General features: G+C 68.2%; 16 protein-coding genes. 3 read left to right on the top strand and 13 right to left on the bottom strand.

Annotated features, from left to right (window positions below; all coding sequences use genetic code 11):
* Positions 1-3: 3 nt before the first annotated feature.
* The 6 genes from KLK06_RS31575 to KLK06_RS31550 are packed head-to-tail and all read right to left on the bottom strand — an operon-like array spanning position 4 to position 6504.
* Complete coding sequence (locus KLK06_RS31575; protein WP_214639300.1) at positions 4-930, bottom strand: acetylxylan esterase; 927 nt, start codon at positions 928-930, stop codon at positions 4-6.
* Positions 931-967: 37 nt separating this feature from the next.
* Complete coding sequence (locus tag KLK06_RS31570) at positions 968-2059, bottom strand: ABC transporter ATP-binding protein (protein ID WP_214639299.1); 1092 nt, start codon at positions 2057-2059, stop codon at positions 968-970.
* 3 nt (positions 2060-2062) lie between these two features.
* On the bottom strand, positions 2063-2956 hold the full coding sequence (locus tag KLK06_RS31565) for a carbohydrate ABC transporter permease (protein WP_214639298.1): 894 nt from the start codon (positions 2954-2956) through the stop codon (positions 2063-2065).
* Entirely contained in the window at positions 2953-3858 is a 906-nt protein-coding gene (locus KLK06_RS31560; protein ID WP_214639297.1) for a carbohydrate ABC transporter permease, read from the bottom strand. Before KLK06_RS31560 ends, KLK06_RS31565 begins: the two co-directional genes overlap by 4 nt.
* A gap of 2 nt (positions 3859-3860) precedes the next feature.
* Positions 3861-5189, bottom strand: a complete 1329-nt coding sequence (locus KLK06_RS31555) for an extracellular solute-binding protein (protein ID WP_214639296.1) — start codon at positions 5187-5189, stop codon at positions 3861-3863.
* 10 nt (positions 5190-5199) lie between these two features.
* Positions 5200-6504: a hypothetical protein gene (locus KLK06_RS31550; RefSeq protein ID WP_214639295.1), complete on the bottom strand. Its 1305-nt coding sequence runs from the start codon at positions 6502-6504 to the stop codon at positions 5200-5202.
* Positions 6505-6750: 246 nt separating this feature from the next.
* Here KLK06_RS31550 and KLK06_RS31545 point away from each other — a divergent pair, with 246 nt between their 5' ends.
* Entirely contained in the window at positions 6751-6981 is a 231-nt protein-coding gene (locus tag KLK06_RS31545) for a family 20 glycosylhydrolase (protein WP_214639358.1), read from the top strand.
* 34 nt (positions 6982-7015) lie between these two features.
* Here the strand turns inward: KLK06_RS31545 and KLK06_RS31540 are convergent, their stop codons facing one another.
* From KLK06_RS31540 to KLK06_RS31510, 7 genes are all read right to left on the bottom strand, one after another.
* Positions 7016-7342 carry a hypothetical protein gene (locus tag KLK06_RS31540; RefSeq protein WP_214639294.1) on the bottom strand — a complete coding sequence of 109 codons (327 nt, stop codon included), beginning with the start codon at positions 7340-7342 and terminating at the stop codon, positions 7016-7018.
* Positions 7343-7415: 73 nt separating this feature from the next.
* Entirely contained in the window at positions 7416-8816 is a 1401-nt protein-coding gene (locus KLK06_RS31535) for a DUF2207 domain-containing protein (RefSeq protein ID WP_214639293.1), read from the bottom strand.
* Positions 8816-9370: a LemA family protein gene (locus tag KLK06_RS31530; protein ID WP_214639292.1), complete on the bottom strand. Its 555-nt coding sequence runs from the start codon at positions 9368-9370 to the stop codon at positions 8816-8818. The genes KLK06_RS31535 and KLK06_RS31530 overlap by 1 nt, the downstream gene beginning before the upstream one ends.
* A gap of 68 nt (positions 9371-9438) precedes the next feature.
* Positions 9439-10692, bottom strand: coding sequence for an iron uptake transporter deferrochelatase/peroxidase subunit (gene efeB, locus KLK06_RS31525; RefSeq protein ID WP_214639291.1), 1254 nt, complete (start codon positions 10690-10692; stop codon positions 9439-9441).
* A gap of 13 nt (positions 10693-10705) precedes the next feature.
* On the bottom strand, positions 10706-11845 hold the full coding sequence (efeO, locus tag KLK06_RS31520) for an iron uptake system protein EfeO (protein WP_214639290.1): 1140 nt from the start codon (positions 11843-11845) through the stop codon (positions 10706-10708).
* Between the two features lie 11 nt (positions 11846-11856).
* Positions 11857-12687: an iron uptake transporter permease EfeU gene (gene efeU / locus KLK06_RS31515; RefSeq protein WP_214639289.1), complete on the bottom strand. Its 831-nt coding sequence runs from the start codon at positions 12685-12687 to the stop codon at positions 11857-11859.
* Between the two features lie 124 nt (positions 12688-12811).
* Entirely contained in the window at positions 12812-16006 is a 3195-nt protein-coding gene (locus KLK06_RS31510) for a GH92 family glycosyl hydrolase (RefSeq protein ID WP_214639288.1), read from the bottom strand.
* Positions 16007-16221: 215 nt separating this feature from the next.
* Between KLK06_RS31510 and KLK06_RS31505 the strand changes: the two genes are divergently transcribed.
* Together KLK06_RS31505 and KLK06_RS31500 are read left to right on the top strand one after the other, a co-directional pair.
* Positions 16222-17640, top strand: a complete 1419-nt coding sequence (locus tag KLK06_RS31505) for an acyl-CoA carboxylase subunit beta (RefSeq protein ID WP_214639287.1) — start codon at positions 16222-16224, stop codon at positions 17638-17640.
* 23 nt (positions 17641-17663) lie between these two features.
* Positions 17664-17873, top strand: coding sequence for a DUF5988 family protein (locus tag KLK06_RS31500; protein ID WP_214639286.1), 210 nt, complete (start codon positions 17664-17666; stop codon positions 17871-17873).
* Positions 17874-17892: the final 19 nt, after the last annotated feature.

Genomic DNA, 17892 nt, shown 5'->3' with positions numbered 1-17892 from the left:
GGTTCACCGTCCCGGGGTGAGGTGTTCGGCAAGGAAGTCCTCCACGATCCGCATCACGCCCGGCAGCCCGGCGTGATGCGCGCAGTGCGGGTAGGCGTGCAGGGTGGTCTCACACGTCAGCACCCGCCGCAGCGCGAACCCGGTCTCCGGCGGGCACACGTCGTCCTCGAGCCCGATGTACAGCAGCGTCGGCGCCCGCACCTTCGGCGCGAAGTTGAGCCCGTCGTAGTACGCGACCGTCTCCCGCACCCGGTCGACGTCCTTCGGGTGCACCCGCAAGTACTCGTTGATCTCCTCGTACGGATACGACCGGGTCAGTGTCGGCGCGGTCATGATCCCGCACAGGTACGGCGCTCCCGCCGCGACGCACCTGATCACGTCCGGCAGGAGCGCGGCTGTCGAGATCCCGAGGCCACCGCCCTGACTCGACCCCTCCAGTCCGATCCGCAGATTGTCGACTTCCGGTCGATCGAGCAATACCTCGACCGCCCGCACCACGTCGAGGTAGAACCCGCGATACCCGTAGGTGTTGTGGTCGACGATGTTGTGCGTCAGCAATCCCGGGTAGCCCGGGTTGAACACGTCGTTCGACCGCAGTTTTCCGCGCGGCGCCACCGCGAGCGTGGCGTACCCGAGCTCGGACCATTTCTTCGGGATCGTCGGCTCGGAGATGTAGCCGGGGATCGTCACCAACGCCGGATGCGGGGCCGGCCTCTCGCGCGGGACGGTGTACCAGCCTGCGATCCGCAGACCGCCATAGCTGGTGTAGCGCAGATCGTAGACAATCACCTTTTCCGTGGACAACGACGGCATTTCGGTGAGGACCGGGTCCAGCGGGTACGACGCGCAGTCCGCCAGGCCGGCCGCCCAGAAGTCGTCGAAGTCGTCCGGCAGCTCGACCTCGACGATCGCGTTCTCGGGGTTCCTCAAGAGCGTTCCTCTCGATGGGGGTACTCGGGGGCGGCGCCTATACCCGCTCCGGTGCGTGCAGCGCGGTGCCGTCGGAGGCCTTGAACAAGTGCAGGCGGTCCTGGTTGAAGCCGACGTACACCGTGCTGTCATGACCTAGCCGGAACGGCACCGGGACGCGGGCCTTCAGCAACTCGCCGTCGATCCGGACCGTGACCAGCACATCCGGACCGAGCGGCTCGGACACGAACACCTTCCCGGGCTGGTAGCCCGCGACCGGGGTCGGCGACAACGTCACGTCCTCCGGCCGGACGCCCAGGACGACGGCCGGGTCGTCCGGCGAAACGTCGTACCGGCCCAGCTCCTGGCTCAACGCGCCGCTGCGGAAGGTCCGGACGCCGTCGACGTCGGCCAGCTCACCGGTGACGAAGTTCATCGGCGGCGAGCCCATGAACGACGCGACGAAACGGTTCGCCGGGCGTTCGTAGATCTCCTCCGGCGTCGCGCACTGCTGGACCACGCCGTCGCGCATCACCGCGATCCGGTCCGACATCGTCATCGCCTCGACCTGGTCGTGGGTGACGTAGATGAACGTCCGGGCGACGTCCACGTGCAGCCGCTTGATCTCCGCACGCATCAGCACCCGGAGCTGCGCGTCCAGGTTGGACAACGGCTCGTCGAGCAGATACGCACCGGCGTCCCGCACGATCGCGCGACCGAGCGCGACTCGTTGCCGTTGGCCACCGGACAGCTCGCGCGGCTTGCGATCCAGCAGGTCCTCGATGTCCAGCGTCCGGGCCGCCTGCAGCACCTGCTCGTCGATCGTGGCCTTGGGCACCCGCATCATCTTCAGCGCGAACCCGATGTTCTGCCGGACCGTCTTGTGCGGGTAGAGCGCGTAGCTCTGGAACACCATCGCGACGTCGCGCTTGTTGGCCGGCAGCCAGCTGACCGGCTTGCCGTCGAAGAAGATGTTGCCCTCGGAGGCCCGTTCCAGGCCGCAGATCATTCGCAGGGTTGTCGACTTTCCACAACCGGACGGGCCGACCAGGGTGAGGAACTCCTGATCCTCGATGGTCAGATTCAGGTCGTTCACCACGGTCTTGCCGCCGAACGACTTGGTGATGCCTTCGAGTCGAACCTCTGCCATCTGTCAGCCCTTCACGGATCCGGCGGCCATGCCCTGGACCAGCTTGCGCTGGAAGAGCAGGGCCAGTACCAGGGGTGGGACGACCGCGAGCACGCCGGCCGAGGCCATCACGGTGAACTGGGTGTTGAAGTCGGTGGCGAAGTTCGCCGCCACCACCGGGATCGTCTTCGCCGCCTTCGTGCTGGTCAGGAACAACGCGAACATGAACTCGTTCCACGCGGTCATGAACGCGAACACCGCGGCCGCGACCAGCCCCGGCGCCGCGACCGGCAGGAACACCGACCACATGGTCCGGAACCAGCCGCACCGATCCACCCGGGCCGCCTCCTCGAGCTCGCGCGGCACCGAACGGAAGAAGTCCTTCAGGATCCAGATCGTGATCGGCAGCGCGAACGTCGTGTACGAAAGGATCAGCGCCAGGTAGGTGTCCAGCAGCCCGAACGTCCGCATCAGCAGGTAGAACGGGATGATGATCGCGATCCCCGGCACCATCCGGGTGAGCAGGTAGAGCATCAGCAGCACCTGACTGCCGCGGAACTTCAGCCGCGAGAACGAGTACGCCGCGAACGTGGCCAGCACGAGATTCAGGATCGCCGTCGAGGTGGCGACGATCAGACTGTTGCGCAAGGAGTACGGCGTCTCGTCGATCGCCCGGCCGCCGACGAGTTGCTGGGCCTCATTCGGATGAAGGAAACCGAGATAGTTCTCCAACGTCGGGTGGACCGGAATCCAGTGCGGCGGAACGGAGATCGCATCCACCTCGTGCATGAAGCTCATCGCGACGATCCAGTAGAACGGCAGCACCAGATACAGCGCGAACGCGACCGCCAGCACGTACAGGACGATCTTCTTCCAGGGGATTCGGTAGCGCAGGGGAACCTTCACCAGGGTGCTCATACCTCGAAGTTCCCCTTCCGGTAGAGCAGGCCGATGTAGCCGACCGAGATCAGGAGGGTGATCGCGGTGATCACCCAGGCGTAGGCGCTGCCCAGGCCGAAGTCGGTGAAGGTCAGGACGGTCTGCACGTCGAGCAGGGCGATGGTGGTGGTCGCGTCACCTGGTCCGCCACCGGTCAGTACGTAGATGGTGTCGAAGGCGCGGAACGCGTTCATCGTCTCGAGAATCAGCACGATCAGCAGGGGGTGCAGCAACCACGGCAACGTCACCTGGACGAACCGCTGCACCGCCCCCGCTCGGTCGACGGTGGCGGCGTCGTACAACTCCGAGGGGATTGTTGATAGTCCGGCGAGCAGGATGATGACCGAGAACGGGAGCGTGTTCCACACCTGGGCCAGTGCGGTGAACAGGAACGCGCCGGTCCCGGACGTCAGCCAGGCGTGATACTCGTCGATCAGTCCGAGCTGCGTCAGCAGACCGTTCAGGGCGCCGGTCTTCGCGTCGAAGATGGTCCGCCACATCAGGCCGTTCACCACCCCCGGCATCGCCCAAGGCAACAGGGCCAGGCTGAGCAACAGACCGCGGCCGCGGAACTGCTCGTTCAGCACCAGCGCCAGGATCAGCGCGAGTACGACGGTCAGCCCGAGCACCACGACGACGAACAGGGCCGACACCTTCAGCGCGGACAGGAAGGCATGATCGCTGAGCAGGGCCTGGTAGTTGGCGAAGCCGATGAACTCCTTCGCCCGCGGGCGCTTCAGGTTGTTCTTCTGCAGGCTGACCCAGAACGAGTACGCGATCGGGTAGGCGACCAGCAGGGCGATCACGATCATGGCCGGCGCGTTCAACGCCCAGGCCTTGGCGTTGTCGCCCAGCGGCCGGCGTTCGGCGAGGACGGCCATCCTCAGTTGTACTTCTTCTTCAGCGTCTCAACGGTCTGCGCCAAGCTCGCCACCGCCGCGGCCGGCTGCGTCTGGTTGCTCAGTACGCCCTGCACGACCTTGTGCATCTCGGTTTCGAACTCGGTGTACCACGGCACGCCGAGCACGTTGCGCGGCTTGGCGATCTCGCCCAGGTGGGCGTAGATCGCCGGGTCGGCGAACTTCTCCAGCGCTGCGGTGACCTCCGGGTCGGTCGCCATCGACTTGTAGGCGAACCCGAGACCACGCTGCAGGAACCAGAACTTGGCGGTGTAAGGCTGCTTGTTCGCGTCGAGTCCGCCCAGGTAGGTGAGCAGCTTGAACGCGTTGTCCTTCACCTTGGTGTCCTTGGCCAGCGCGTAGAGCCGGGTGTTGCTGACCGTCCCGTGCACCTGACCATCGAGGCTCGGTATCAGCGCCATCCGGATCTTGCCCGCGGCCTTGGACTTGGTCGCGTCGTTGTAGTCGCGGCTGGCGTACCGCGCGCCGATCGTGTACGCGTACCGGTTCGCCTTCATCGCGTTGTCGATCGGGACCGCCGTCAGCTGCAGGCAAGCCGGGTCGATCACCTTCGACTTGGTCGCCGCCTGCTGCAGCCAGGCGAAGACGTCCTTCACCACGGTGTCGGTGGTGTTCATGATCGGCGTCTGCTGGTCGTCGAACATGTTGCCGCCGCTGCCGAAGACCAGCGCCCACACCCAGGACCACCAGGTGTCGGACAGTTGCGCCGGTACGCCGATCGGGTACTGCAGGAGGCCGGCGCTCTTGATCTTGACCGCCTGCGCTTCCAGTTCCTCCAGGCTGGCAGGGGGTTTCGTGATCCCGGCCTTGGCAAGGATGCCGGTGTTGTAGGTCAGGCAGTTGGAGTCGGTGTAGTACGGCAGGCCGTAGCGCTTGCCCTGGTACGTCATCGCCGCCGCGTTGCCCGGGTAGATCGCGTTGTACACCTCGTCGACGCCGGCCATGCCGTCGAGCGGCTGCAGGTAGTCCCCCTCGACCCAGCCCGCGAGGGAATCGTCGTACACATAAAGGGCGTCCGGGCCGCCGCCACCGGTGAACTCGGCGACGACCTTCTGCACGTACTGCGCACTCGTGATCGGGGTGTAGTTGACCTTGATGTTGCTGGTCTTGGTGAAGTTGTCGAGGTTCTGCTGGACGAGTGCGGCCTCGTAGTCCCAGCCCTCGAACTTCACGCTGCCGTCGCCGCCGCCTCCGGACTTGTCGTTGGAGCAGGCGGACAGCAGGGGCGATGCGGCGGGCAGGGCCAGGCCGAGGCCTGCGTACTTCAGGATCTGGCGGCGGTTGAGCTCCATGGTTGTCCCTTCAACGCGATGGGCGCAGTAACGCTTGGGCGATGCGTAGCCGATACAGACGCGTCGGGCGTCCTTTCGGAAGGTTCTGAGCAGTGCCTTCGACGCTCACCAGGCCCCCAGCGTCGAGTGTCCGGATCAGCCGGCGCCCGCTCTGATCCGTGATGCCGAGATGGTCGGCGAGCTCACCGGGCGAGATCGCGCGACCTTCCAGTTCGTGGTCCAGCGCCGCCAGCCGGGAGACGGTCGCGGCACTGAGGCCGACGGACTTCGCGAGCCGTTCGACGTCGTCGCCGTGCTCGCGGTACGAGTAGCTGAGCGCCGCCCGGACCGGACCCATCGGGCCGATGATCACGCCGCTGTCCTCGATCAGGTAGCCGCATGGCTTGCTCTCCCGCTCGGCCCGGGCGGCCGCTTGTTCGGCCAGGGCCACACAGTTGCGGGCGGACGCGCCGACGCCGAACCCGGCCGAGACCTGCGCACCGAGCACCGCGGCCGCCTCGGCGAGCGCGGGTACGGCGACCCAGTTGCGGGTGATGCGCTCGAACAAGGCCTTGTGGGCGAAGACGACGACACCGCGCCGGCCGCGGTCCTCGATCCACGCGCCGGCGAACTCGGGGGTGTTGAGCAACAGATTCATCAGGCCGATCCGGGCCCGTTCCTCGTCCTGCGAATGCGAGATCAGGAAGACTCCGGCGGCGAAGCGTTGTGCGCTGGCTCGCTCGGACTCGATCCGGAGCGCGAGCTCATGCAGCTCGGTCCGGATCGTCGCCGGCACCGGCATGCCGCTCATGATCGGGATCTCGCCGGACAGTTGCTCGCGGACGGCGGCGCGGACGCTGATCACGTAGCTGCGGCCGTCGAACCGGTGGTACGCGGAACGGTGGAACTCGACGATGTCCTCCACGGATTGCGTGGGGGCGTACGGCAGGTAGTCGATGGCGTCGGTGTCGAGCTCGAGCGCGGTGGCGACCGCCTCGACCACCTCGGCGGGAAAGGTGTCGATGCTGAACGGAGTGCGACCCCAGCCCCGCTCCTGGGCGCGATAGAGCGCGAGGGTCAGATCGAGCGCCGACGAGCGGATCACGCCGACCGGGAGGCCGGGTGGGAGGAGTTCGCGACTGGCCGTGTACGGGGTCGGGCCGGCCAGGAAGCCGTCGAGCCGGGTCGTCTTCAGGAACTCGGCGACCTTGGCACGGATCTCGTCCTCGTGGTCGTAGCTGACCCACTCCAGGTCGACCCCACCGAGCGTGTTCGCGGCTTCCCGGAACAACTCCCCGTGCGTCGAGTGGGTCACCACTCCGATCACAATCGCCACGACATCCCTTTGCGAACTAGGTTCGGAAATGACTCGTAAGTCCGATGCCGACCAAACTCCCCCCTCCCGGGTTCCGGGTCAAGGGATCAGCCCAAAAGAAATTCCCCGGTAACAAGCTGGCCGCCGAGGGCCAATGGCGTACCGAAGGGCTGGTTCCTTTCCCAGCTCCGCCTGCCCGGCAAACGTCTCGTCTACTGGTACGAGCGCGACGACGGCCCGCCCGGGGCCAACGGACGCGTGCTCACCATGCGGCAGGTCTACGACTTCGCTCCGCCAGAGGGGATCCTTGGGGTGCAGTGCCAGCTGTGGACCGAGCACATGCCGGACCCGGCGCACGTCGAACGCATGGCCTTCCCCAGGCTGAGCGCCTTCGCGGAGGTCGCCTGGGGAAGCGCCGGGGATTACTCGGACTTCCTGCGTCGCCTACCCGATCACCTTGCGGGGCTGGGCGTGGAGGTGGGGGCCGTCATGCCGTAGGTCCAGCATTCGGTTGCTTGCTTACGAGGAGAAGTCACCATGGGGGTCCGTTCAAAGCGAGCCAGATCTGGACCAGGATCGAGATCAGCAGCAGCACCGCTGGGAGCACGCCCGAGTACACGCCCTGCCGCCAGTTGGCGCCCCGGTCGCGCTTGCGGGACTCGATGTGGACGCCCAGCTGGCTGAGCTCGTTGTCGACTCGTTCCCCGAGGCCTTTCAGGTCGCGTTCGAGCAGCGTGAACCGGCGTTCGTTCGCCCGCTGCTCGGCTACGAACAGCTCCTGTGACATGAGTTTCAGAGTGGCGTCTTGCAGATCGACGAGGCGCCGGGCGAGTTCGCCGTTCGAAGGCTCATCGCGCATGGGAACTCCTGACCTTCACCATAGACAGGGTTGCCCATAGTAAGTAAGTGAATACTTAACGCATACCCAGCTCTTACCTCCCCCACTCCGGCCGGACCTCGCCGAGATTGCGCGGGGCGTCGATCAGGTGGTCCTGGGTGTCGGCGTAGTGGCCACGGTGGGTCGTGCTCCGGAGCACCTCGATCTCGCCGATCCAGCCGACCCGCCGTCCGGCTCTGGCGCGGACCAGGTCGCCCTCCGACAGGCGGGCCCACTGGTCCTCGGCCATGCTGTAAGCCTTGAGCTCGCGGCTGCTGCCCTCGTCGATGGCGCACCAGTAGACGTCATTCACGTGGTTGTCGTTGCTGCCCGACTGGCTTCTGCGCAGCCGTACGATCTGGCCCTCGATCCAGGTCTGGCCGGTGACGTCGAGGAGCGCGCGGACGGCGGGTACGGAGGCGATCGCGAAGCCCACGGCCAAGCCGCCAGGCTCGGTCAGGCCGCGCGGCCACAGGTCGAACGCCGACAGGATGACCAGCACGAGCCACGTCCAGAAGCCCGCGAAGAACCCGGCCGCCAGGCCCCGGCCCACGGTGTGCAGCGGCGGCCGGCCCCAGATGAGGCGCGACGGGTAGCGGACGTCCACCGCGTGCCACATGCCGCCGTAGTCGGACCAGGCCCGGCGGTCGTCGGCGGGCACGCTCACCGGCAGGCTGCGGACAGCGCGCGGCGCGAGCCCGAGAGCGGCCGCGTACGCCAGGGGGCGGCCCCAGATGGTCACGCTCGCCGCGGGCTTCTCGGCGTAGCGGGCGTTCGACAGGGTCTCGCGTACGCCCAGCCAGTGCCCCGCCGCCTGGACGCCCAGGTCGGTGCCGCGCTCGCCGTTGAGCCGGCCGGCCAGGTAGACCAGCGCGCCGTAGGCGACGATGCCCGCGCCGATGCCGCCGTCGTGTTCGGGGTCGGCCACGGTGACCGCGACGGCGACCAGCGCGGCGGGCACCAACGCGGACGCGAACAGCAGCGTCGCGTGCGCGCGGCTCCAGCGGGCCTGGGACAGTCCCCGCTGCCGGGCGTCGGCGATGACCTTCTTGCGGAAGCTCTTCCACCAGCGGCCCAGGTGGCGCGAGCCCTCGGCCAGCGCGCCGGTCGCCACGACGCCGTCGCGCGCGAGCGAGTGCACGTGGTCGTAGACGAGTTGTTCGTACGGGTTCAGCCCCTCGGCGTGGTGCAGGCGTACCAGGGACAGCTCCGGGCCGACCTCCTCGATCCGCACGGCGCCCCGCGCGGCGAGGTCGAGCAGGGTGGCGGAGGCGGCCTCGTCGCACAGGCGCCAGCCACCGGTGATGAGGTCGACCACGGCGGGCGGTTCGTCCGTGACCGGGGCGCCGGGCCGGCCGGGGGTGATGTCCGGGGTGCGGGTCGCGATCGCCAGCACCAGCAGGAGCAGCGCCCACAACGCCGCGGCGCCGGCCGAGGCGGCGAACCAGACGGTCATCAGAACCGCACCTGTACGGGCCCGCGCTCCTCGCCGGGTGCCTGGAAGTACTCGCGGGCGGTGAACCCGCTCATGCCCGCGACGATGTTGGCCGGGACGGTCTGGATCGCGTTGCTGTAGGTGAGGACGGCGTCGTTGTAGTACTGGCGGGAGTAGGCGATCCGGTTCTCGGTGGTGGCCAGTTCTTCCTGGAGTTCGGCGAAGTTCTGGCTGGCCTTGAGGTCGGGGTAGGACTCGGTGACCGCGAACAGGGTCTTCAGCGCGCCGGTCAGCGCGTTCTCGGCGCTGGCCATCTCGGCGGGGGTGTGCGCGCCGAGGGCCTGCGCGCGGGCGGCCGTGACGGCGGTGAGCGTCTGCCGCTCGTGGCCGGCGTAGCCGCGGACGACCTCCACCAGGTTGGGCACCAGGTCGTGGCGGCGCTTGAGCTGCACGTCGACCTGGGCCCAGGCGTTCTCGACGGCGTTCCGCTTGTGTACTAACCCATTGTAGATCGAGATGAAGAGGAGGGCGGCCAGCAGAACGAGTACGGCGAAGGCGCCGCCAAAGACGATCATCACAAGCCCCCTGACGTGTCACTGCGCATGCTTCATGTGAACAGGTCAGGCTTGCAACCGGCTGTACGTCAGGCGAAGAGCGCGCGCCCCCAGTAGTCGCCCGCGTCGCGCATCCCCGGCGGGCACGCCCACAGCCCGCTGGAGATGTGCTTGATGTACTCGTTGAGGCTGTCGGTCTTGGCCAGACGCATCTGCACCGGCACGAACTGCTTGCGCGGATCCCGCTGGTAGGCGATGAAGAACAGCCCGGCGTCGAGGCGGCCGAGCCCGTCGGAGCCGTCCACGAAGTTGTAGCCCCTGCGCAGCAGGCGCGCGCCGCCGTTGGTGGTGGGGTGCGCCAGCCTGACGTGGGCGTCGTCCTTGATGAGCGGCTGGCCGTCCCCGCCCTTGGCCACGAAGTCCGGCGTGTCGAACTCCGCCTTCTTGCCCAGCGGAGCGCCCGCGCCCTTGTCGCGGCCGAAGATGGCCTCCTGCTCGCCCAGCGACGTCCTGTCCCAGGTCTCGACCATCATGCGGATCTTCCTGGTGACCATGTAGCTGCCGCCGGTCATCCAGGCGGGGCCGTCCTGGGCGCCCACCCAAAGCTGCTGGCGCAGCAGCTCGGCGTCCTCCAGTTTGAGGTTGTTCGTGCCGTCCTTGAAGCCCATCAGGTTGCGCGGCGTCGCCTGGGCGCGCGAGGTGGAGGACGTACGGCCGAAGCCGAGCTGGGACCAGCGGACCGACACCTTGCCGAAGCCGATCCTGGCCAGGTTGCGGATAGCGTGCACCGCGACCTGGGGATCGTGCGCGCACGCCTGTACGCAGATGTCACCACCGGATATTTCCGGAATGAGCTGCTCACCAGGGAATTTCGGGAGATCAGCGAGAGCGGCCGGGCGCTTGCCCGCCAGCCCGAACCGGTCGTCGAAGAGCGACGGCCCGAAGCCGATCGTCAGCGTCAGCCCGGAGGCGGGCAGGCCGAGCGCCTCGCCCGTGTCGTCGGGCGCGGCCTCGGGGACCCCGCCGACTGTCCCGAACGTGCCCGCCTCCTTGCCCTGCACCAGCCTGGCGGCGGCGGCCGTCCACTCCTGCAGCAGCTCGACCAGCTCGGCCCGCTTGTCGGTGGTCACGTCGAAGGCGACGAAGTGCAGCCGGTCCTGGGCGGGTGTGACGATGCCCGCCTGGTGTTCGCCGTAGAAGGAGACGGGATCGGAGATCGAGGCCGCGTGCGCGACCGTCGGCTCCTCGACCAGCGCGCGCGTGACCACAGCCCCGGCGCCGACGGCGGCCGCCCCCGCCGCGCCCAGGCCGAACAGCTTCCTGCGGCTCATGCGATCGCTCATGGTCTTGCCTCCCCTACTTCGTGATGGCCGGGGCGATCTTGCTGATCGGCTCGGCCAGCGCGTTGATCGCGTCCGACAGCGCCTTCAGCTCGGCCTTGGACAGCTCGTTGTGCAGCTGCCAGCCGTCGCCCTTCTGGTGCTTGCCCAGCGCGGCCTCGGCCGCGGCGAACTTCTCGTCCAGCGTCTTGACCAGGTCGGGCGCGCGCTCTTCCAGCACGGGACGGAGCGCCTGTACGGCGGCCTTGGAGCCCTGGAGGTTGGCGTCGAAGTCCCACAGGTCGGTGTGCGACCAGGTGTCCTCCTCGCCGGTGATCTTGCCGGTGGCGACCTCGTCGAGCAGCTCCTTGGCGCCGTTGGCCAGGTTGAGCGGGGTCAGCTCGGCGGCGTTCGACTTCGCCACGATGGTCTTGACGTCGGCGATCAGCTTGTCGGCCACCGGGCCGTCTTTGCTGATGTCCTTGGTGATCCAGAGATCCTTCTCGATCTTGTGGAAGCCGGTCCACTTCTCGCCGGCCGCCAGGTCGGCCTCGCGGGCGTCGATCGCCGGGTCGAGGTCGCCGAAGATCTCCGCGACCGGCTCGATCCGCTCCCAGTACGTACGCGAGACCGGGAAGAGCTCCTTGGCCTTGGCGATGTCGCCCGCCTTGACCGCGTCGACGAACTCCTGCGTCTTGACCAGCAGTGTGTCGCTCTGCGTCTTGATGTAGCGCTTGTAGTTGGCGGTGGCCTCGGCCAGCTTGGCGTCGGAGCTGAGCGCCTTGTGCTCGCCCGTCACTTTGAGCGCGTTGCGCAGGCCCTTGCCCACCATGCCGGGCTTGCAGGCCGTCTCGTACGTCCCGGCGGGCAGCTCGGCGATGACCTCGCGGGTCAGGCCCGGCACGATGTTCTCCACCTCGGCCATGACGCGGTCGCCCGGCGCGTACACGTAGAACTCGGTGACCTTGGTGCCGCCGTTGGTGATCGTGAACGTGCTGGTGCCCGCGGGCACCTCGGCGGCGGCGACCTTGCACTCGGTGTCGGAGGCGGCCACGCTGATCTTCCCCGGCTTCTCCGGCGCGGCGGAGCCGGTCGCGGCCGGTGTCCCGGAGCCGCAGGCGGCCAGGGAGAGCGCACCGAACGCCAAGGCGAGGCCGCGGGTGGTGGAGTTAAGCATGATGCTCCTGTTCAGGCCGAGCTGGTGGTCGATGCCGGTGCGGGGGTGCGCTGGGGGCGCAGGAAGAGGAAGAGGGTCGGCACGAGGTAGAGGACCCAGGCCAGGACCTCCAGGACGCTCGGCTGCGGCGTGATGTTGAGCATCCCGGCGAGCAGTGCGCCCCACCAGGAGTCGGCGGGCAGGATCGCGCTGATGTCGAAGGCGTAGGTGCCCAGGCCAGGCAGGATGTTGGCCTCCTGCAGGTCGTGCACGCCGTATTTGAAGATGCCGGCGGCCACCAGGATCAGCAGCAGGCCCGTCCAGGTGAAGAACTTGGTGAGGTTGATCTTCAGGGCGCTGCGGTAGATGCCCCAGCCGATCGCCACCGAGGTGAGCAGGCCCAGGCTGATGCCGATGAGCGGCGTCGCGGTGGTGGTGGCGCCCTGGACGGAGGCGAAGAACAGCAGCGCCGTCTCCAGTCCCTCGCGGGCCACGGCCAGGAAGGCCATCACGACCACGGCGAGCGAGCCCATCTGGAGCGCGTCCGTGAGCTTGCCCCGCAGCTCCTTGGAGAGCGCGCGGGCCGTGCGGCGCATCCAGAAGATCATCCAGGTGACGAACACCACGGCCAGCAGCGAGGTGATCGCGTCGAAGAGCTCCTGTCCCGTGTGGTCCAGGTGGGCGGCCGTGAACGTCAGCAGCGCGCCGAAGCCGACGGACAGGGCGAGAGCGGCCACGACGCCGGTCCACACCTGTGGCAGCTTGTCTTTGCGGTCACTTTTGACCAGGAAGGCGATCAGGACCGAGACGACGAGTGTCGCCTCCAGTCCTTCACGCAGTCCGATGAGATAGCTGGCGAACACCGGTGCTCCCGCGCGGTAGGAAAGGCTTACCTAAATTAGGGCAGGTGGAGCCTACTTTATGCAAGCGCGGCGTCGCACAAAAGAGCGGCTCCCCCCGGGCGAACAGGGGGAGCCGCTCGAGAAATCAGGCGAAAGCCCAGGTGAAGATGTGCATCGCGCCCTCCTGGGCCGGCGAGAAGGTGATGCTCTTCACCTTCTTGCCCGCGGTGAGCGCGATCGGCTGGGCCGCGAAGACGTACGAGCCGAGCGGCCGCAGCATCCACGAGCCGTTGTAGAGCTGGTACGGCATCGAGGCCACGATCTCGTTGCCGTACCGGGGCTGGCCGCCGCCGAAGTCCAGCATCCAGTCGCTGAGCCCGAGTTTGCCGGTGCTGGTGGAGCCGTCGGTGTAGGTCACCGTCGCGGTCACCTCCGACCAGCCGTTGGTGGTCGAGCCCAGGAAGGCGATCTTCGTGGCCCCGTCGGGCGCGGCCACCTCGATCGGCTGGGTGCCCACCTTCACGTTGTCCCATTCACCCGGCTTGCGGTTCGGCCAGGTGAACTCGAAGCCGTTCCACGTGACCTTGCCGCCCGGCTTGAGCCCGGCCGCCGCCAGGCCCTGCCCCGAGTAGCTGAAGGCGGCCGCGTCGAGGTTGGCCAGCCCGGACTCGGCGTCGTCGCCGATGCCCGCGAGGTTGTGCGCCCACTCGACCGTGCCGCGCTTGGCCACGTTCAGCCGCACGCTGGCGGTGAGGTCGCCGACGGCGATCGGCACGGTGACGAAGCCGAGCGCCGTGCCCGCCGCCACCGAGACCTGGACCGCCTGGGTGGCCCTGCCCAGCGCGGGGACGGTCAGCGTGCCGCTCGCCGGGGTCACGGTGATCCCGGCCGGCGGCTTGGCCTGCCACTTGACGGTGGCCGCCGCGCCGGTGGACTGGACAGCGAGCGTGGCCGGGAAGGTCCCGCCCGGCTCGACGGGCCCGCTGCCCGGGTCGAATCCGGCGAGGTAGGGCTTGGCGCCCTCGTTGAAGCTCGGCGGGGCGTTGGTCGTACCGGTGCCGAACGTCGTGTTCGGCGACGTCCCGAGCGTGGCGTCGAGCCTGCCGCCCTGCAGGGCGAAGGACTCGGGCAGCCACGCCTTGCTGGACGCCGTCCCGTTGACCTTGAGCGACTGGATGTAGCGGTTGGCGGCGGCACCCGGGGAGTAGATGTCGATGTTCCCCTGCGGCCGCTTAATGTTGATCTTGTCGAACAGCGGGGTGTTGACCAGCAGCTCGGCCCGGCCGGGGATCGCCGGGAACAGGCCCATCGCCGACCACACGTACCAGGACGCCATCGCGCCCAGGTCGTCGTTGCCGACCAGCCCGTCAGGCCCCGGCTTGAACAGCTCCTGCTGCACCCGTCGCACCAGGTCCTGGGTCTTGTACGGCTGCCCGGCCCACGCGTACAGCCACGGCGACGGCAGCGCGGGCTCGTTGCCGAGGTAGGCGTAGGGCTCGTTCGGCCCGGCGTTGAGCGCCTTGAAGTAGGCGTCCAGCCGGGGGATGGCCTTGGCGTTGCCGCCCATCGCGTCGAACAGCCCGCGCGGGTTGTGCTGCACCATCCAGTGGTACTGGGCGCCGTTGCCCTCGATGTAGGAGTCCGGGCTCGCCGGGTCGAAGGGCGAGGTGAACGACCCGTCCGCCATCTTGGGCTGGATCCAGGAGTTGGCCGGGTTGTAGGTGTTCTGCCAGGACTGCGAGCGCTTCATGAACGTGGCGGAGACGTCCTTGTAGCCGAGCCGGGCGGCAAGCTGGGCGATGCCGAAGTCGGCGATGCCGTACTCCAGCGTCATGGACGGGTCGGAGACGACATAGCCCTTGTTCATGAAGGCGGCATTGCCCGGCCGCTCGTCGTACTTGATCTGCGGGTGGCCGATGTCCATCCCGCCGACCCGCTGGGCCGCCGTGACCATCGACTTCATCGCGTCGGCGGCCGGGAAGTCCCGGGCGCCGAAGGCGTACAGGCTGGAGACGATGGAGTGGTACGGGTCGCCGACCATGACGCCGGTGATCTCGTTCTGCAGGGACCAGCGGTCCCACACGTCGCCGAGCAGGTGCGCGTTCTCGTACATCGTCTGCGCGATGTCGCTGCCCACGGCCGGGTCGAGCAGGGCCAGGAGCTGCACCTCGCTGCGGTAGACGTCCCAGCCGGAGAACGTCGCGTAGTGGTGGTGGCCGGTGGCGACGGTGTGGGGCTTGCCGTCCGAGCCGGTGTAGGTGCCGTCGGCGTCCTCGGCTACGTGCGGCTGCAGCAGCGCGTGGTAGAGGTTGCTGTAGAAGGTGCGCCGCTGGTCGTACGTCCCGCCGCTGACCAGCACCTGGCTGAGCCGGTCGTTCCAGACGGACGCCGCGTTCAGGGAGACGGAGTCGTAGGAGCTGGCGCCGACCTCCGCCTCGAGGTTCTTCCTGGCGCCGTCGACGCTCACGTACGACAGTCCGACCCGCATCTGCACCGGCTTGGCGGCGTCGAACTCCAGGTAGGCGCCCGAGCCCGGGCCGTTCACCACGACGTCGCCGGCCGTCACGGCCGCCGCCTCGGCGACCTTGGCCTTCGAGGCGTTCTTGACGGACGGGGCGCTCGGCTGGACGACGTCGTCCTTCCACGTGCCGTAGGCGTTGATCGGCTGGTCGAAGGTGGCGTGGAAGTAGACCTTGTACCGCATCGGCGTGCCGCAGAAGCCGCCGGTCTGCACCCAGCCCTGGACGGTGTTGCCGCTGATCTTGGTCTCGCCGTCGTCCACGCCGTTGATCGAGCCGCTGGTGTTCAGCAGCAGCGTGCCGGGCTTGCCCGCGGGGAAGGTGAACCGCCCGACACCGGCCCGCTGGGTCGCGGCCAGCTCCGCCTTCACCCCGGTGTCGAGGGTGGTGGTGTAGGAGCCCGGCGTGGACTTCTCGTTGTCATGCTTGTACGTCTGGACGTAGTCCATGCCGTGCGTGGCGGGAGACTTGTCGATCTTTCCTGAGATGGGCATCACGGGGAAGTCCTGCGCCCCGGTGCACCCGGGGCCGTTGATGTGGGTCATGGAGAAGCCGCGTAAGCGGTTGTCCTCCCACTTGTAGCCACCTCCGGCGTTCGCCACCGTGTCAGGGCTCCACTGCATCATCCCGAACGGCAGGACGGCACCGGGGAAGTTCATGCCGGCGCCGCCGCCGTGACCGAAGTCGGGGCCCGCCTCCTTGGTACCGAGGAAAGTGTTGACCAACGCGACCGGATACGGTTCTGGGGCGGTCTCCGGGGAGGCGGCAATAGCGCTGGCGCCCGCCGGGATCGCCGTCGCGGCCACGAGGGCGGCGACCATCGGTAAAGACCAAAGAGACAAGGTTCGTCCTCCAGGGTTGAGATCATTTCATGGCAGCGTGAATCGCCGCCGTGCGTCAACGTGCAGAAGTTGCGGCAACAAGTTGCCAGTGGTGTGGCGTCCGCTGACGGAGTAGCTAGGGGTTGGCTGATAACGGCGCCCTTGACAAATTCGGCGTTACTCCTGGTCGATTCACGGCAGCAGGGAAATGGCCTATGTCCACTGTTCTGGTCGAGCAATCCGCAGACACCCGATCGCCGTCCGTCCGCCTCGCGCGGCTGGCGGACCCCGGCTCTCTCGTGCCGCTCCACGATGCCGACGACAGCGGTGTCCTGGCTGTATCCGGCCTGGTCGACGGCTCGCGCATCGTGGCCTACTGCACCGACGCCACCCGGATGGGCGGCTCTCTGGGCGCGGCGGGCGCCCGCCACATCGTCGACGCCATCGAGGCCGCCGTGCGGCTCGGCTGCCCGGTGATCGGGTTATGGCATTCGGGCGGCGCCCGGCTCGCCGACGGCGTGGAATCGATGGACGGCGTGGGCCGGATGTTCGCCGCCATGACGAAGGCCTCTGGAGTGATACCGCAGATCTCAGTCATTCTCGGGCCCGCCGCGGGTGCCGCTGCTTATGGCCCGGCGCTCACCGATATCGTGATCATGGCCGATTCCGGGCGGGTCTTCGTCACCGGTCCGGATATCGTGCGGAGCGTCACCGGCGAGAAAATCGACATGGCCGGGCTCGGCGGTCCAGAAGCCCATGGCGGCAAATCCGGGGTCGCCCACGTCATCGTCGGGAATGAGGACGAGGCATACGCGCGGGCCCGGCGGCTCACCGGATTCTTCGCCCGCCCGGGCAGCTTCGACCTCGACCTGCTGCAGGACTGGGAGGACCTGGGCGCGCTGCTGCCCGAATCGCCGCGCCGCGCCTACGACGTACGGCCGCTCGTGCACGGCGTCATGGACCGCGACGAGCGCGGGCCGGTGTTCGAGGAGCTCCAGCCCCGCTGGGCCCCGAACATGCTGGTCGGCCTCGGCCGCCTCGGCGGCCGGACCGTCGGCCTGCTGGCGAACAACCCCCTGCGCAAGGGCGGCTGCCTCGACTCGCTGTCGGCCGAGAAGAGTTCGCGTTTCGTCCGCATGTGCGACTCGCTGGGCGTCCCGCTCGTCGTCCTGGTGGACGTGCCCGGCTACCTGCCGGGAGTCGGGCAGGAGTGGGGCGGGGTCGTCAGGCGGGGCGCCAAGCTCCTGCACGCCTTCGCCGAGTCGGTCGTGCCCCGGGTCACCCTGATCACCCGCAAGTCGTACGGCGGTGCCTACATCGCCATGAACTCCCGCTCCCTCGGCGCCACGACGGTCTTCGCCTGGCCCGACGCCGAGGTGGCGGTGATGGGAGCCGAGGCGGCGGTCGGCATCCTGCACAGGAAGGCACTCGCCGCGGCCCCCGAGGCCGACCGGCCCGAGCTGCTGGCCCGGCTGGTCGAGGAGCACCAGCGGATCTCCGGCGGGGTCGAACGGGCGATGTCGCTCGGCGTGGTCGACGAGGTCATCGCGCCCGCGACCACGCGGTTCCGGCTCGCCGAGGCACTCGCCCGCGCACCGCACACGAGAGGACGACATTCGAATATCCCCCTGTGAAGCCCATTAGAGGAGGCGCCACCATGTCCCTGATCAGAGTCTTTCTGGAGGGCGGCCCGCCCTACCTGCCGGTTCACCGGCGGGTCCAGCGGGTGCCCACCGTCGCCGAGACGTTCAAGCTGCCGCTCGGCGCCGGGTACGAGCACTTCAGGCATCGGGGCCAGAGCACGGAACTCGATGGCGAGAAAGTCCCGGTCCTGCACTGGTTCATGCGTACCGCCATCGCCGAATGAACCGACCCCCGAAAGGCGC

The organism is Nonomuraea sp. NEAU-A123 (assembly GCF_018603905.1).
GTDB lineage: Bacteria > Actinomycetota > Actinomycetes > Streptosporangiales > Streptosporangiaceae > Nonomuraea.
The sequence above is the reverse complement of the archived record's forward strand: the minus strand, read 5'-3'. Positions and strand labels throughout refer to the sequence as shown.

What these genes read in the sequence shown, in the direction of transcription:
- efeB (WP_214639291.1), bottom strand. Translation starts at nt 10,692, where the DNA reads ATGAGCGATCGCATGAGCCGCAGGAAGCTGTTCGGCCTGGGCGCGGCG.
- KLK06_RS31560 (WP_214639297.1), bottom strand. Translation starts at nt 3,858, where the DNA reads ATGGCCGTCCTCGCCGAACGCCGGCCGCTGGGCGACAACGCCAAGGCC.
- KLK06_RS31530 (WP_214639292.1), bottom strand. Translation starts at nt 9,370, where the DNA reads ATGATCGTCTTTGGCGGCGCCTTCGCCGTACTCGTTCTGCTGGCCGCC.
- KLK06_RS31510 (WP_214639288.1), bottom strand. Translation starts at nt 16,006, where the DNA reads ATGGTCGCCGCCCTCGTGGCCGCGACGGCGATCCCGGCGGGCGCCAGC.
- KLK06_RS31505 (WP_214639287.1), top strand. Translation starts at nt 16,222, where the DNA reads ATGTCCACTGTTCTGGTCGAGCAATCCGCAGACACCCGATCGCCGTCC.
- KLK06_RS31555 (WP_214639296.1), bottom strand. Translation starts at nt 5,189, where the DNA reads ATGGAGCTCAACCGCCGCCAGATCCTGAAGTACGCAGGCCTCGGCCTG.
- KLK06_RS31545 (WP_214639358.1), top strand. Translation starts at nt 6,751, where the DNA reads ATGCGGCAGGTCTACGACTTCGCTCCGCCAGAGGGGATCCTTGGGGTG.
- KLK06_RS31570 (WP_214639299.1), bottom strand. Translation starts at nt 2,059, where the DNA reads ATGGCAGAGGTTCGACTCGAAGGCATCACCAAGTCGTTCGGCGGCAAG.
- efeO (WP_214639290.1), bottom strand. Translation starts at nt 11,845, where the DNA reads ATGCTTAACTCCACCACCCGCGGCCTCGCCTTGGCGTTCGGTGCGCTC.
- KLK06_RS31565 (WP_214639298.1), bottom strand. Translation starts at nt 2,956, where the DNA reads ATGAGCACCCTGGTGAAGGTTCCCCTGCGCTACCGAATCCCCTGGAAG.
- KLK06_RS31535 (WP_214639293.1), bottom strand. Translation starts at nt 8,816, where the DNA reads ATGACCGTCTGGTTCGCCGCCTCGGCCGGCGCCGCGGCGTTGTGGGCG.
- KLK06_RS31540 (WP_214639294.1), bottom strand. Translation starts at nt 7,342, where the DNA reads ATGCGCGATGAGCCTTCGAACGGCGAACTCGCCCGGCGCCTCGTCGAT.
- KLK06_RS31500 (WP_214639286.1), top strand. Translation starts at nt 17,664, where the DNA reads ATGTCCCTGATCAGAGTCTTTCTGGAGGGCGGCCCGCCCTACCTGCCG.